Annotated in this window: 18 protein-coding genes and 1 pseudogene; 10 read left to right on the forward strand and 9 right to left on the reverse strand. The window is 64.5% G+C overall.

Going from position 1 to position 12962, the window contains the following annotated elements:
- The first annotated feature begins 11 nt into the window (after positions 1-11).
- Positions 12-716, forward strand: coding sequence for a PepSY domain-containing protein (locus NP825_RS18730; protein WP_011542692.1), 705 nt, complete (start codon positions 12-14; stop codon positions 714-716).
- Complete coding sequence (locus NP825_RS18735) at positions 713-1447, forward strand: PepSY domain-containing protein (RefSeq protein ID WP_037553306.1); 735 nt, start codon at positions 713-715, stop codon at positions 1445-1447. Before NP825_RS18730 ends, NP825_RS18735 begins: the two co-directional genes overlap by 4 nt.
- A 6-nt stretch (positions 1448-1453) precedes the next feature.
- Here NP825_RS18735 and hutC read toward each other — a convergent pair whose 3' ends face one another.
- The 3 genes and pseudogenes from hutC to NP825_RS23670 form a co-directional block, all read right to left on the reverse strand.
- Complete coding sequence (gene hutC, locus NP825_RS18740; RefSeq protein WP_052181953.1) at positions 1454-2155, reverse strand: histidine utilization repressor; 702 nt, start codon at positions 2153-2155, stop codon at positions 1454-1456.
- Between the two features lie 196 nt (positions 2156-2351).
- Entirely contained in the window at positions 2352-2807 is a 456-nt protein-coding gene (locus tag NP825_RS18745) for a helix-turn-helix transcriptional regulator (protein ID WP_052181954.1), read from the reverse strand.
- Positions 2808-2825: 18 nt separating this feature from the next.
- A pseudogene (locus NP825_RS23670) lies at positions 2826-3122 on the reverse strand (AraC family ligand binding domain-containing protein); the annotation flags it as partial.
- 122 nt (positions 3123-3244) lie between these two features.
- Between NP825_RS23670 and NP825_RS18750 the strand changes: the two are divergent.
- Genes NP825_RS18750 through NP825_RS18770 form a run of 5 tightly spaced genes read left to right on the forward strand, consistent with a single transcriptional unit; the run spans position 3245 to position 5507 of the window.
- Positions 3245-3445, forward strand: coding sequence for a DUF2840 domain-containing protein (locus tag NP825_RS18750; RefSeq protein ID WP_374046508.1), 201 nt, complete (start codon positions 3245-3247; stop codon positions 3443-3445).
- On the forward strand, positions 3442-3732 hold the full coding sequence (locus tag NP825_RS18755) for a hypothetical protein (protein WP_257546463.1): 291 nt from the start codon (positions 3442-3444) through the stop codon (positions 3730-3732). Before NP825_RS18750 ends, NP825_RS18755 begins: the two co-directional genes overlap by 4 nt.
- Positions 3668-4075, forward strand: coding sequence for a TrbG/VirB9 family P-type conjugative transfer protein (locus NP825_RS18760; RefSeq protein ID WP_306997665.1), 408 nt, complete (start codon positions 3668-3670; stop codon positions 4073-4075). Before NP825_RS18755 ends, NP825_RS18760 begins: the two co-directional genes overlap by 65 nt.
- On the forward strand, positions 4072-5295 hold the full coding sequence (locus tag NP825_RS18765; RefSeq protein ID WP_257546465.1) for a TrbI/VirB10 family protein: 1224 nt from the start codon (positions 4072-4074) through the stop codon (positions 5293-5295). Before NP825_RS18760 ends, NP825_RS18765 begins: the two co-directional genes overlap by 4 nt.
- Positions 5292-5507 carry a DUF2274 domain-containing protein gene (locus NP825_RS18770; protein WP_167922266.1) on the forward strand — a complete coding sequence of 72 codons (216 nt, stop codon included), beginning with the start codon at positions 5292-5294 and terminating at the stop codon, positions 5505-5507. The genes NP825_RS18765 and NP825_RS18770 overlap by 4 nt, the downstream gene beginning before the upstream one ends.
- A 76-nt stretch (positions 5508-5583) precedes the next feature.
- Here the strand turns inward: NP825_RS18770 and NP825_RS18775 are convergent, their stop codons facing one another.
- Together NP825_RS18775 and NP825_RS18780 are read right to left on the reverse strand one after the other, a co-directional pair.
- Complete coding sequence (locus tag NP825_RS18775; protein ID WP_257546470.1) at positions 5584-6795, reverse strand: XRE family transcriptional regulator; 1212 nt, start codon at positions 6793-6795, stop codon at positions 5584-5586.
- 77 nt (positions 6796-6872) lie between these two features.
- Positions 6873-7349, reverse strand: a complete 477-nt coding sequence (locus tag NP825_RS18780; RefSeq protein WP_167922267.1) for a hypothetical protein — start codon at positions 7347-7349, stop codon at positions 6873-6875.
- 27 nt (positions 7350-7376) lie between these two features.
- Here NP825_RS18780 and NP825_RS18785 point away from each other — a divergent pair, with 27 nt between their 5' ends.
- Positions 7377-7652, forward strand: coding sequence for a hypothetical protein (locus tag NP825_RS18785; RefSeq protein WP_167922268.1), 276 nt, complete (start codon positions 7377-7379; stop codon positions 7650-7652).
- A gap of 207 nt (positions 7653-7859) precedes the next feature.
- On the opposite strand, the gene NP825_RS18790 is transcribed toward NP825_RS18785, so the two are convergent.
- From NP825_RS18790 to NP825_RS18800, 3 genes are all read right to left on the reverse strand, one after another.
- Positions 7860-9128, reverse strand: coding sequence for a site-specific integrase (locus NP825_RS18790; protein ID WP_257551548.1), 1269 nt, complete (start codon positions 9126-9128; stop codon positions 7860-7862).
- A 64-nt stretch (positions 9129-9192) separates the two neighbouring features.
- Positions 9193-9390 (reverse strand): hypothetical protein, encoded by a 198-nt coding sequence (locus NP825_RS18795; protein ID WP_257546475.1) that lies wholly within the window; start codon positions 9388-9390, stop codon positions 9193-9195.
- 11 nt (positions 9391-9401) lie between these two features.
- Positions 9402-10184, reverse strand: a complete 783-nt coding sequence (locus tag NP825_RS18800; RefSeq protein ID WP_257546477.1) for a transglutaminase family protein — start codon at positions 10182-10184, stop codon at positions 9402-9404.
- 59 nt (positions 10185-10243) lie between these two features.
- Between NP825_RS18800 and NP825_RS18805 the strand changes: the two genes are divergently transcribed.
- Positions 10244-11482, forward strand: coding sequence for an MFS transporter (locus tag NP825_RS18805; protein ID WP_257546479.1), 1239 nt, complete (start codon positions 10244-10246; stop codon positions 11480-11482).
- Here the strand turns inward: NP825_RS18805 and NP825_RS18810 are convergent.
- Positions 11455-12216 carry a competence/damage-inducible protein A gene (locus NP825_RS18810; protein WP_257546481.1) on the reverse strand — a complete coding sequence of 254 codons (762 nt, stop codon included), beginning with the start codon at positions 12214-12216 and terminating at the stop codon, positions 11455-11457. The two genes, NP825_RS18805 and NP825_RS18810, sit on opposite strands and share 28 nt — an antisense overlap.
- A gap of 101 nt (positions 12217-12317) precedes the next feature.
- On the opposite strand from NP825_RS18810, the gene NP825_RS18815 reads away from it, so the two are divergent.
- Positions 12318-12953, forward strand: a complete 636-nt coding sequence (locus tag NP825_RS18815) for a glutathione S-transferase family protein (protein WP_257546483.1) — start codon at positions 12318-12320, stop codon at positions 12951-12953.
- Positions 12954-12962 lie beyond the last annotated feature (9 nt).

Genomic DNA, 12962 nt, shown 5'->3' on the forward strand with positions numbered 1-12962 from the left:
GGGTAATCGATATGGCGATCCGTTGGCCGCTGCTCGTCCGGCGAACGCATAAATGGCTGGCCTTGGTGGTCGGCGTCCAGGCGCTGCTCTGGACGCTGACCGGCTTCTACATGGTGGTCGTGCATATCGACACCATCCATGGCGACCATCTCGTGCGCGCGCCGATGGTTCAGCCCTTCGACCTCGCGGGCCTCGCGCCGCCGTCGCGGATCGTTGCGGCCGCGCCCGGTGCGTCCGAGGTTCGCTTGCAGCGGTTCTTCGATCGCCCCGTCTGGCGCGCTGAAACTCCCGAAGGGGCGCGGCTGTTCGATGCCCGCTCGGGTGCGCCGCTGCCTGCGCTTACCGAGTCCCAGGTCCGCGAGCAGGCGCGGCGCATCTACACCGGCGACGGCAAGATCGTGTCGGTGCGGCTGTTGACCGAAGCGCCACAGGAAATGCAGTCGCGCAAGCCGCCCTATTGGCAGGTCGAGTTCGAGGGCTGGAACCGCCCGACGCTCTATCTGTCGCCGACGACCGGTGAGCTTATCTCGCGCCGGCACGCATTGTGGCGCGTGTTCGACTTCGCGTGGATGCTCCACATCATGGACTATGATGAGCGGACCGACGTCAACAACCCGTTGCTCCGCGTCGCGACCTGGAGCGTCTTCGCGATGGCGATCAGCGGGGCGTGGTTGCTGATCTGGTCCTTCAAACGCCGCAAGAGGAAGCAGGCATGAAACGCATCCGACTGACGCCGCTCTTCTTCCGGCGCATCCACAAATGGGTCGGGCTGATCCTGGGTCTCCAGTTCCTGCTCTGGGCGCTCAGCGGATCGGTGATGGCGCTGCTCGACAAGGATAAGGTCGGCGGGCACGGCGGCGGGATGTCGCATGCGCATCCACTGCCACCGGGGGAATATTTCGACGTGGCGGCCCTGCCGCGCGGCGAACCTGTCACGGGCGTGATCCTTCGCGATCTCGGAACCCGGCCGGTCTATGAAGTGCGCTCCGCAAAAGGCGTCCGTCTCGTCGACGCGACAAGCGGCGAGCACATCCGGGTCGACGAGGCCATGGCGCGCGAAGTCGCCTCCATGATGAACGAGGCGCCGATCCGAGAGGTGAGCGTAATCGCCAAGCCGAACCTCGAATCGCGCGATCATGAGGGGGCGATGTGGCGCGTCGATTTCGCGGACGACGAGAACAGCAGCGCCTATGTCTCGCTCGATACCGCCCGCTTTCTCGTGATGCGCGGCGATACCTGGCGCACATGGGACTTCTTCTGGATGCTCCACAATATGGACTATATCAACCGGTCGAGCTTCAACCACCCGCTGATCATCTTCGTCGCCTTCGGTGTACTATGGCTGTCGGGAACCGGCTTCTACCTGCTGTTCAAAAGCTTCAGCAAAGCCGACTTCCGTTGGCTGCGCCGGCGCCGCAAGCCGGTCGTGGTCACCCGCACCGGCTGACCGGCCTCAATCGTCGATCGAAAAGGCGGCTGACAGCTCGAAGCGTGTTCCGGGGTGTGTCAGCCAGGCATGCGACACAAGGCGCGAGCGGCTCCAAGTCCGGCGCGTCATCTGGAGCACCGGTTCGCCGTCGGACAATCCCAGCATGCCGCGCATCCGCTCGTCGGGCATCGTCGAGCAAACGCGATGCTCGACCCGTTCGAGCGGTGCAATGCGCGTCAGATATTCATTTGGTGTCATCCGCGTGAAGTCGAGCGTGCCATAGTCGGGGGCGATCGACGCGAGAACGAACCTCTCTTCTATCTGTATCGGAAATTCGGCTTCGTGATGGACGATGATCGAATGGAACAATTTCGTGCCCACGGACACCTCGAGCAGCGGCGCCGTCTCTACATTGGCGCGCTCTTCGCGGTTCTGGATCACGCGGGCGCGGTACGCATGACCGCGCTCCCGGATTTCCTCGGCGATGTTGCGGATTTCAATCATCTGGCCGATCGGCTTTGGCTCTGCGATGAACGATCCGCTGCCGGCGCGCCGCACGACGACGCCCGCCGCCTGCAACTCGCGTAGAGCGCGGTTCGCGGTCATCCGCGAAACGTCGAACTGCTGAACCAGCTCCGCTTCCGACGGCACCCGGTCTCCTGGGTTGAGGCGGCCGTCCCGCACTGCATCGCAAATGCTTTGCTTGATGGCGACGTACCGGGGCATCACCTCGCCTCCCGTCTCTTCGGGCGGCCGGGTTGCCTCGCGGGGCCGAGATTCTGAAGCGGGGGATTTTCGAGTGAGCGAAGGGTTCATAAGTCGTCTATACAACTTCGCCGACTCCCAGCTAGGTAAAACAGAATGTCACGCGCCGATTGCGCAAAAACTTGCGCGCCAAGCCACTCTCGGTGAGAGCGGGAGACTAATTGTCTCGATTCCGCTTGCGATCGGGAAAGTAGCGTGCCGGCGTTACACCGGTCAGTTCGCGAAACGAGCGGATAAAGTTACTCGCCGTCCCAAAACCGAGTTCGAGCGCGATCGATGTGACCGCCTCGCCCTGCGCCAGCCGCAAGAGCGCGGCCTTGAGCCGAATCTGGTTCCGAAACGCGGTAAAGCCTGTTCCGGTATCGCGTTGGAACAGCCGCGCAAGGCTTCGGCTCGAGATATGGAGTTGCTCCGACCAGGCTTCGAGGCTCCTCCGGTCGCCGGGATTGCGATCGAGTGCCGCGGCGATTTGCGCGATACGGGGCGCTGTGACCGACGGGATCGTCAGGGCAGGCGATATTTTCAACGCCATCTCGTCGGCGAAGAGGAAGGCCAGATGCCGCTGACGCGCCCCTGCGCCCGTGCCTGCGGCCGCAAAAATGATCTCGCGCATCAAGGGGCTCACGGAAGTTAGCCCGGCTTCTTTCGGCAGCCTCCGTAGAATGCTGCCGAAACAATATATGCTGTACATCTCGAAACCGCCCGAGGTCTCGACGCGATGCTCATGGTCCGCGGGCAGCCAAACGCCCTGCTGGGGCGGAACGACCCATTGTCCCTCACGGGTGTGCAATATCATGACCCCCCTGCTCGGGTATATCAGTTGGACTACTGGGTGCCGGTGCCACTCCCCGATGCTTCGTGCATGGAATGTGGCTCGTTCCACCTCGATCGAGACCGAAGGAGCATTCTTGTCGGATAGTGAATTCATTATGTCCTGATATCATCTATCGGACATAGTCTCCAACGCTCAGCATCGTCTTCGCAATCGACGGAGACCTTATGCGCCTATTCGGACTTACCATGCTCGTCCAACTTCCAGCGCGGCTATTTATGTTGAGGTGCTGGTGGCCGAGGGTCCAGCAGGTGCTCTCGGCGATCGATGCGATCGAGGCCGCCGGGCTCGATCCGTGCGAGACGGCGCCGGATCATTGGCGCCACATCGGCAGCCACATCGCCGCCGGCCTGCCGTTCCGGCCCTATGGTCCGGAGCGGCACCGGGCCTGGCTCCAGCGCCAGGCGATCGCGCCATGAACCGCCGCTGGCTCCGCGCGACCGCGGCGAGCGCTACGCTCTTCGCGGCGCTGTTCGTCGCCGCGACTGCGCTCGCGCCGCAACCGCGCCTCATCTGGAACGCGAGCCCGAGCGTCCCGATCGGCTTCTACCGCGTCGATGTCGGCGCCAAGCCCGCGGTCGGCGACCTCATCCTCTTCCACCCGCCCGAGGCGGTCGCGGCGCGTCTCGCCGTGCGCGGCTATGGCGGCGGTCTCCTGGTCCTATCCGCAGGACGAGCTGATCGCGCTTCGCGCCGCCGAGAGTGAACAGGCGCGGCTCGCTCCGGTTGCAGGCGGGATCGATTTCGCGGCGTTGAGCTTTGCCTATCGCATCTCCGGCGCGAAGGTCCCCTGGCGGCCGGTGCGCGTTTTCGACGATGGGCGCCAGCTCTTCGTCGAGTTCGGCGCTGCGATCGCAACCGCAGACATGCCCCCGCTGTTCGCGATCGGCGAGAAGGGCGCGGCGGAGCTGCTCAACTACCGGGTCGACGGCCGTTACATGATCGTCGACAGCCTTTTCGATCGCGCCGAACTCCGGCTGGGGAGCGGGCGCGGCGCCAAGGCCGTGCGGATCGAACGCGAAACGCCGCGCCCGCGAGGCCGGTCGTGACGGCGCCCGAACAGCCGGGCACAGAAGCTGTGCCCGCCGAGGCCGAGGTTGCGCCGATCGCCCCTGCGAGCCCCGATGCGTTCCGCTTGGCGGGTGAGACGCCGCGGGTCATGCGTCTGTCGCGGAAAACGCTGGCGGTTATCGGCGGGGCCGGCGGCATCGCGATCGCGGCATCGCTCATGTGGGCGCTGCGCACCCCGGCCCCGGCCGAGCGGCAGGAACTCTATGAAGCGAGCAACAATGCGAGGCCCGATGCGGTCACCGGAGCGCCCGCCGATTATGGCGCCGTGCCGAAGCTCGGTCCGCCGCTCCCCGGCGACCTCGGCCGGCCGATCGTTGCGGCGCAGGGCAGCGGCGAAGCCATCCCCGTCCCGCCGATCGGCGCGGAAGGGGGCAATCCTCCCGATCCGCGCGTGGCGGCCGCCGAACAGGCGCGGCAGCGGGCACTGCAGGAGCGCGAGAGCGCCCAGACGAGCCGGCTCTTTCTGGGGGGCGGAACCGCAAGTTCCGCAGCAACAGATATTGTGCCCGCCGAGGCGGCCGCACCCGAACAGGCGGCGGAGCCTCGCACGGCCAATGAGGGGCGGCGTCAGTTTCTGGCGTCGGGTTCGAAAAGGCCCCTCGAAAGTGGCGAGCGCCTGATCGCCCCGAGTTCCGCGCTGGTCGTCCAGGCCGGGACTGTCATTCCGGCAGCGCTCATCACGGGCATACGCTCGGACCTGCCGGGCCAGATCAGCGCGCAGGTGACGCAGAACATCTATGACAGTCCGACCGGGCGTATCCTGCTCATCCCGCAAGGGTCGCGGTTGATCGGCGAATATGACAGCGAGATCGCGGCGGGACAGAGCCGGGTGCTCCTCGCATGGGATCGCCTCATCTTGCCCGGCGGACGATCGATCCGCCTCGAACGGCAGCCCGGCGCCGACGCCGCAGGCATGTCGGGGCTGGAGGATCGGGTGAACAATCATTGGGGCCGGATGGTTCGCGCCGCGCTCGTCTCGACCCTGCTCGGGGTCGGGAGCGAGCTCAGCGTCGGCGGCGACGACGAACTCGCCCGGGCGCTCCGCTACGGGATGCAGGACAGCACGAGCCAGGCCGGGCGCCGCATCGTCGAGCGCGAACTGGCGGTGCGTCCGACGCTCACCATCCGACCGGGTTTCGCGCTCCGTGTGATCGTCACCCGCGACCTCATTCTCGAGCCGCAGGCGGATTGGCGATGAGTCGGCTGCGACTTGGGCCGATCGTTGAGGAGAAGCCGGTCAAGGCTACTGTTGAACTCACGGGCAAGCTTGCGCGCGATCTCGCCGACTATGCTGCGGCACATGCGAAGGAAAATGGCCTGTCGGAGCCGTTGTCGATCGAACGGCTCATACCGCCGATGCTGGAACGGTTCGTCGCGACCGATCGCGGTTTTGCGAGGGCGCGGCATTAGGCGGCTGAAAGTCTCTTGTAAGCTGGGCCCTTATCGCCGTGGGAGATATTCTCGCGCTATCTTGAGCCTCTCAACGTCAGCGGTGATGGCGGTCCGGAAATGCGATGACTTGACCTTCACCTCGCAGGGAAGCGTCACGATCGGACGATGCGAGCTTCAGCGTAACAACCTCAGCCGCATCGCGATCGAACCATCCTGGCGACAGGCCGCAAAGCAGTTCGACATCGGTCGCCGAGATTGTGAACTCGGTCGCCAGCAGGTCAGCCTTGCTGCGAACGCCGTTGTCGACGATCAGGTTGAGGCTGTCACGCAGCGCTCGTGGTTGCTGGACTGGCCAGTGCTGGTCGAGCGGTTCGCCTTTTGACCAGCCTTTTGCCGAGTAAAGTTTGTAAAGCTGCCGCGACAAGTCCTCGGGAATGATGTCGAGATCCGAAAGGCGCTTGATCTGCGCCTTGATCGATACCCGCCACCTTTCCTTGAGGCTGGCCAACACAGCAAGCGAGCAGCGCCGGACCTCATGGGGATAGCTTGTCGAAGGCATGAGAAAGGCGCTGCCGAGCCGAAAGGCCTGCCGCTCGATTACGCGGAGATTAGCCTCGAACTCCTCTTCTGGCACCGCTCTATGGAGGATGGCGTGCGCTAGCTCGTGAGCTGCGTCCATCTGCCTGCGAGGGAAGGACATCTTGTCGGTCGCAAGAAGTACATGCGGCCGGCCGTCGATAGGGGACCAACTGCAAAGACCATCAAGCTTGGTCGTATTCATCGGTATCGTCGCAACGACGATGCCGATGCGCTCCATCAAAGTGACCATGTCGCCGCTCGGTCCTTCGCCGAGGTTCCAGTGCTTGCGAAGGTCGAGGGCGATCTGTTCGATGTCAGCATCGCGAAGCTGGGTATAGTCGGCACCCGCCAATACGTCGGGAATGTCGACTTCCGGCAGGTCGACATAATGGCTGATGATAAAGCTGGCCTCGTGCAGCCACTGCATCTGGGCCTTCTGATACGCGAGGTCGCGTACAAGGGTGCTCGACAGCGAACGCAAGAAGGTCGGTCGGTCGCTCTCATACGTTTCGCGCAGGAAATATTCCGGACGGACCTGCATCTCGCCGGCGAGCTGAAGAAGCGCGGCCGGGTCTGGGGTCTGGTCTGAATCCTCATCTTCCCATCGCGACACGGTGCTGGCGCTCGAATTGAGGCGCCGCGCCAACGCAGCGCGAGACGGGATACGCCGCGCATGACGAATCTCGGTCAGCCGTGCCGGGATGAACCCTAGAGTACCAATTCTCATGGCCGGAGTCCTTGCGGCTTCGCACCCTTTGAGGGGTGCGAAGCGGAGAAAAATCAGCGTTTGTCGGTGCGACCGACTTATTCGTTCGAGCCGTCCTCGGCGTCGCTATCCGGACGATTCTCCGGAGGCAAGAACAGCTTGCGAGTCTTGCGGAGTTTGACCTCGGCACCGCGATCGTCGGAACCATCGGGGCCATCCGGAGCATCGCTGTCTTCGCCGTAGCCGCGCAAGAAGTCTTCGAGCGACTCGTAAAAGATGAAGTCCTTGTAGTCGGCGCCGATGACGCCGACCGCTATTTCCTCAATCATGCCGGCTTTGTTGCGGTCGCGAGCGGTGAGAAAGAGAACGAAGATATCATTCGCGCGCAAGCTCTTCGGATCGTCGAACATGCTCGGCTGAAGATGCCAGTTCAACGTGACGCCGGCGGCACGCGACATGTTCTTCGCGGGCATCTTGCGCCGTTCGGGCATCGCCGCAAAACCGAGGATGACCCCGACCTTCGGACCCTGAAAGCGGGCGAAGGGCTGATATACGCGCAAATCGGTGCCGGGCATGATGCCATCTTCGACGAGGTGGCCGCCATGAAGCTGGACGACCTCTTCATAGCCCTGCTCCTGCAGGCGGAAGCGGATCTGACCTTCGACCTCGCGGCTGCGCTTGGCGTTCAGCGGGATGTTCGTCTTCACGACATCGTGCGCTTTGAACGCCTCAGCGCGGTGACGGTCTTCGAGGTCGATCCACAGTTCCTTCGGAACGGTGTCGAGAATGGTGCGGCGAATATCCATGGAGCAGTGTCCCCGTTTAGCAACAAGGGATTTCTGTCACGAATCTGTGCGTATTGCAAGATGCTTTTGTAAATATCGTGCGCCTACCCGCATCTGACAGCGAAACGGAGCGCAATGGGGCGCAATTCGTGATCCGCTCATCCTCATGTCTGCCCAAAAGGAAACTGTCTGGAACTGCTAGAGGCGATCGTTTTCTGCATGACGCGGACGTATGACCACCAGACCGTTTTCCTCCGGTTGCCGGCTGTAACGCCGGGCGAGCGCGCGACGCCGCCCTGATCAGGCGGCGAATTTCATCTGCGCCGCCTTCCGCACGCCAGTCTCGAGATGTTTCGCGATCTCGTCCGAGGTCCGGCTTACCGCCAGCTTCACGGCTTCGTCGATATGTACATAGTCCTGCGTCACGCTTTGCGACGCGTGGCCGAGCATCGCGCGGATCGTGAGCTCGGAGAAGCCGAGTTCGCCAGCCATGCTCCCGAAGGTGTGGCGCAGCGTATGCGGCGTTACACCCTTGATGCCGGCCGAGCGGCATAGCCGGGCGAGGCAGTCGCTGACGGCGGTAAAAGGGCCTTCGCCATTCGACGCGGGAAAGACGTAGGGGCAGCCGGCAATTTCGGTTTGAGCGACGACGATCTTGATCGCCTCGGGACCGATCGCCCGATATTGCGCGTCGCTCTTCGTGTCGGGGAACGCGACGTAACCGCCCATGGGGTTGACCCACTGCCGCTGCAGCGCCTGCGCCTCTTCGCGCCGATAGCCGGTCAGAAGGAGCGTCCTCACGATAGCGAGCGCAACGGGGTTCTCGGAACCCAGTTCGGCCCGGCCGATTGCGCGCCCAAGCAGCTCGATCTCGGCGATGCTGAGACGCCGGGTCTTTTTCTTTGTCGCGAGCTTCTTCGCGCCCTTCGTGGGATGTTCCGCAATCAGTCCCTTATGCTTTGCATGGCCGAGAATGGCCTGAAGGGTGCCGAGGCTCCTCCCGGCAACGCCGGCGCCGCCGGTCGGGCGGCCGCCGCGCCCGCCCGAAGGAGGCTTTCGTGTCTGACCGGTGGCGATGTCATTCTGCATGGCCTCGACGTCGGCGATCGTCAGCTTTCGCACGAGGCGTTTGCCCATCAGCGGGATGATGTGCGTCCGGATGCGGCTCTCGTCCATGTTGAGCGAGGTGTTCTTGATCGGGCGGTTCTTCCGTCCAAGAATGCGGCCGGCCCGCGCTTCGACGAGATACCATTCGCACATCTCGGCGACATTAAGATCTTTCCGGACCCGGCGTGACTCCTCTGCGGGATCTTCGCCAGAGGCGACCTTGCCCAACTGAATCTTCGCCAGCTCGCGGGCTTGTTCAACCGTCATGACGCCGAAGCGCCCGATCTTCACTCGCCGAACCCGGCCTTCCTCATTCATATACTGGATGACGAAGGTTTTCGTCCCGGTTGCGCCGACACGGACACCGAAACCCTTGATCTCGGTATCCCAAAGAAATGCCTGGCCTGTCGCTGGTGCAGCCAGCGCATCGACCGTCCGCTTATTGAGCTTTGCAAGCGCCACAAGTTCCTCCATCATATTACGCGAGGGTGGCAGATTCGAAAAGTAATAAGGACGTAATAGAAATTCACCGCTTCGCAGGGTAGGTCGAGGATAGAATATCGCAGGTTGAAGTCAACAAAAGCTTGCTTTTTAGTGCCTTGGCGTAGAAAAAGAAGTTCTGGCGTAGTTGTCGTAATTTCTTGCCAAGGTTGGGGTCGAGGGTTCGAATCCCTTCGCCCGCTCCAGACTTTCGCAGCAGGGACTGACGGCGTGGCTTTGCCACGCCGGCCCCTATCAGTCCGGATAGCGCTCCACCCGCACCTGCTGCTCGACCAATTCGATCTCGCGATAGGCGGTGAGGAAGGCGATATCGGCGGCGTCGCGGCCGACGCAGATGCGCGCGGTTTCGGCGGGACACGACATGCCGGTTGCGTCGACCATGTGCCAGTCGCCGCCCAGATAGACCTCGGCGACCGCGTGAAAATCCATCGGCTGCACGCCGGGCGCATAGACGCTCGCCATGCGCGCGGGGATATGCGCCGAACGCGCGAGCGCGATCATGACATGCGCATAGTCGCGGCACACGCCACGCCGCTCGACGAAGCTGTCGAGTGCGCCGGTCTCCGCATCGCTGGTTCCCGCCACGTAAGTGAAGCGGCTTTCGATCCAGTCACGCATCGCGGCGACCTTCGCGCCGCCCGCAAGTTCGCCGAAACGCCGCTCGACGAAGGCGTGGAACTTGTTCGACGGGCAATAGCGCGATTCGTTGAGATAAGGGACCGCCGCCGCGGGCAGGCGGTGGAGCGGGACTTCGGCCAGAGTGCGCACATCGACGGCGGGGCGGTCGATCGCGACGGTCGCGCGATAGGCGGCGCGCAGCATTCCCGAAGCGCGCACCCAGATCGGCTCGCAGATGCCGTCGCCCGCGCGAACCCGCGCGACGACCTCGGGCGCGCCAAGGTCGAGCGACGCACTTTCGACATGCTGGCCGCCGCCATTCGCGGCCTCGATCTGCAGCATCAGGTCGACCGGCTCGGAAAGGCGGTAATTTAGGGAGGCGGAGATTTCGAGTTTCATCTATCGGGCAACGCTCAGGGGAAGGATCGGTCGCGAATGACAGGCGGAGAAAAGCACAAATGACGTCGGCGCGCACCATCGCCTTCATCGTCGTCACCATCTTCATCGACGCGATCGGCTTCGGCATCATCATGCCGGTGCTGCCGCAGCTCGTGATGGAGGTCGGGCGGATCGACCTGCCCCACGCGATCGAGGTCGGCGCGTGGATCGGGCTGGTGATGGCGGTCGCGACCTTCCTCGCCTCGCCGCTGCTCGGCAACCTCTCCGACCGCTTCGGGCGGCGGCGAGTGCTGCTGCTCTCGCTCGGCGGACTCACCGCAGACTATGTGCTGCTCACCATCGTCGGCACGCTGCCCTGGCTGTTCGTCGCGCGGGCGCTGTCGGGCATCTTCGGCGGCAGCTATGCCGCGGCGCAGGCGGCGATCGCCGACATCACCAGGCCCGAGGAACGCGCGCGCAACTTCGGCTTCGTCGGCGCGGCCTTCGGGGTCGGCTTCGTCGTCGGCCCGGCGATCGGCGGCTTCCTCGGCGAGTTCAGCCCGCGCGCGCCGTTCGTCGCGGCAGCGATTCTCGCCGCGGCGAACATGCTCTACGGCCTGATCGTCTTTCCCGAGACGCTGGACGCCGGGCGCCGCCGCGCCTTCGACTGGCGGCGCGCCAACCCGCTCGGCGCCTTCCGCACCTTGCGCGGCCTGCCGGGCATGGGTGGGGTCGCGGCGGTGCTGGTGCTGTGGCAGATCGCGAGCCTCGTCTATCCGATGACGTGGAGCTTCTATTGCATCGCGCAGCTCGGCTGGACGCCGGGGATGATCGGCGCCAGCCTGGCGGCGGTCGGGGTCGCGATCGCGCTGGGGCAGATGCTCGTCGTCGGGCCGATGGTCGCGCGCTTCGGCGAGCGCGACGCCGCGACCTTCGGCATCCTCGTCGCGGTGGCGGTCTATGTCGGCTATGCCTTCACCACCTCGACGATCGGCGCCTTCCTGCTGCTGATCCCCGTCGCGCTGCAGGCGCCGGTGCAGCCGTCGCTGATGGCGATGATGTCGCGCCGCGCAACTTCCGAAACGCAGGGCGAGGTGCAGGGGATTTCGGCGATGGCGATGGGGCTCGGCCAGCTCGCGGCGCCGATCCTGCTCACGGGGACGATGGCCTGGTTTACCGCGAAAGGCGCGCCGGTGCATTTCCCCGGCGCGGCCTTCATCGTTGCGGCGATCTTTGGCCTGCTCGCGATTGCGATGCTCCGCCGTCTGCCGCGCGCGGTGCCGGCGAGCGATCAGATGCCGCCGTCGGTCACCGCATAGCCGATCGCCTCGAACCCGGTGGTCAGCATCGCCACGCAGGCGGCGACCGAGGCGCCGTCGGTCGAACGGATGACGAAATTTGCGCCGACTTTCCCATCGCGGAAGAAGGGATAGCTGCCGATCGCGACCCCCGGATGCTCCTTTTCGCCGAGGCGGAGCAGGTCGGCGATCTCGCTTTCGGGGGCCCAGGCGCCGATCGTATGCGCGATCAGCGGCGCCCCGCCCTCGAGCTCGCCGGTCAGCGCGTCGAGCATCCCCGCGGTGATGTGCGGCACGCCCGCCATGACGAAGAGATTGCCGATGCGAATGCCGGGTGCGCCCGACATGCGGTTCGGGATCAGGTCGGCGCCGTCAGGCACGCGTGCCATGCGCAGCCGGGCCTCGGTAAGCTCGCCGCCGCGCTTGCTGTAATAGCCTTCGAGGATCGCGCGCGCCTGTGGATGGATCACGACCCCGACGCCGAGCGCCTTGGCGACCGCGTCGACGGTGATGTCGTCGTGGGTCGGGCCGATGCCGCCGGTGGTGAAGACATAGTCGTAGCGCGCGCGGATCGCGTTCAGCGCATCGACGATCTCCGCCTCGACATCGGGGACGATGCGCACTTCGCGGAGGCGAATCCCCTGCACATCGAGCCAGGTCGCGATTTGCGACACATTCTTGTCCTGCGTGCGGCCCGAGAGAATCTCGTCGCCGATCACCAGCACGGCGGCGGTCCAGATGCGTTCGTCGCTCATCGCCTTGCCTTAGCCTGCTGGCATGACAAAACAAGGGTGCTGGAAGCAGGCTATCGTTCCTGTTATGTTCCAATCCGAATCGCAACCTTGGGAGAGCCGTGATGGCCGACGAGCTGATTTTCTATACCAACCCCATGTCGCGCGGGCAGATCGTCCGCTGGATGCTCGAAGAGGTCGGCGCACCCTATGAAACGCAGATATTGGGCTATGGCACGTCGATGAAGGACGCCGCCTATCTGGCGATCAATCCGATGGGCAAGGTTCCAGCGATCGTCCACGATGGCCGCATCGTCACCGAATGCGCGGCGATCTGCGCCTATCTGGCCGATGCGTTTCCGGCCGCGGGCCTCGCACCGGCGGCAGCCGACCGCGCCGATTATTACCGCTGGATGTTCTTTGCCGCGGGACCGGTCGAGCAGGCGATCACCGCGAAATCCTTCGGCATCGAACCCGACGCCGACCAGCAGCGGATGGCGGGCTTCGGTTCGCTCCCCGCCGTGCTCGACGCGCTGGAAGGCGCGGTCGCGGGCAAGGCGTTCGTCGCCGGCGATCGCTTCAGCGCCGCCGACGTCTATGTCGGCAGCCAGATCGACTGGGGCCTGCAGTTCGGCACCATCCCCTCGCGCCCGGCGTTCGAGGCCTATGTCGCCCCCTTGCGCGAGCGCGCAGGCTACAAGCGCGCGAAGGCGATCGACAATGCGCTGATCGCCGAGATGCAGGCGGCGAACCCGGCCTGAGCGGTCAAA

Origin of the sequence: Sphingopyxis sp. DBS4 (genome assembly GCF_024628865.1) — a bacterium.
Lineage (GTDB): Bacteria > Pseudomonadota > Alphaproteobacteria > Sphingomonadales > Sphingomonadaceae > Sphingopyxis.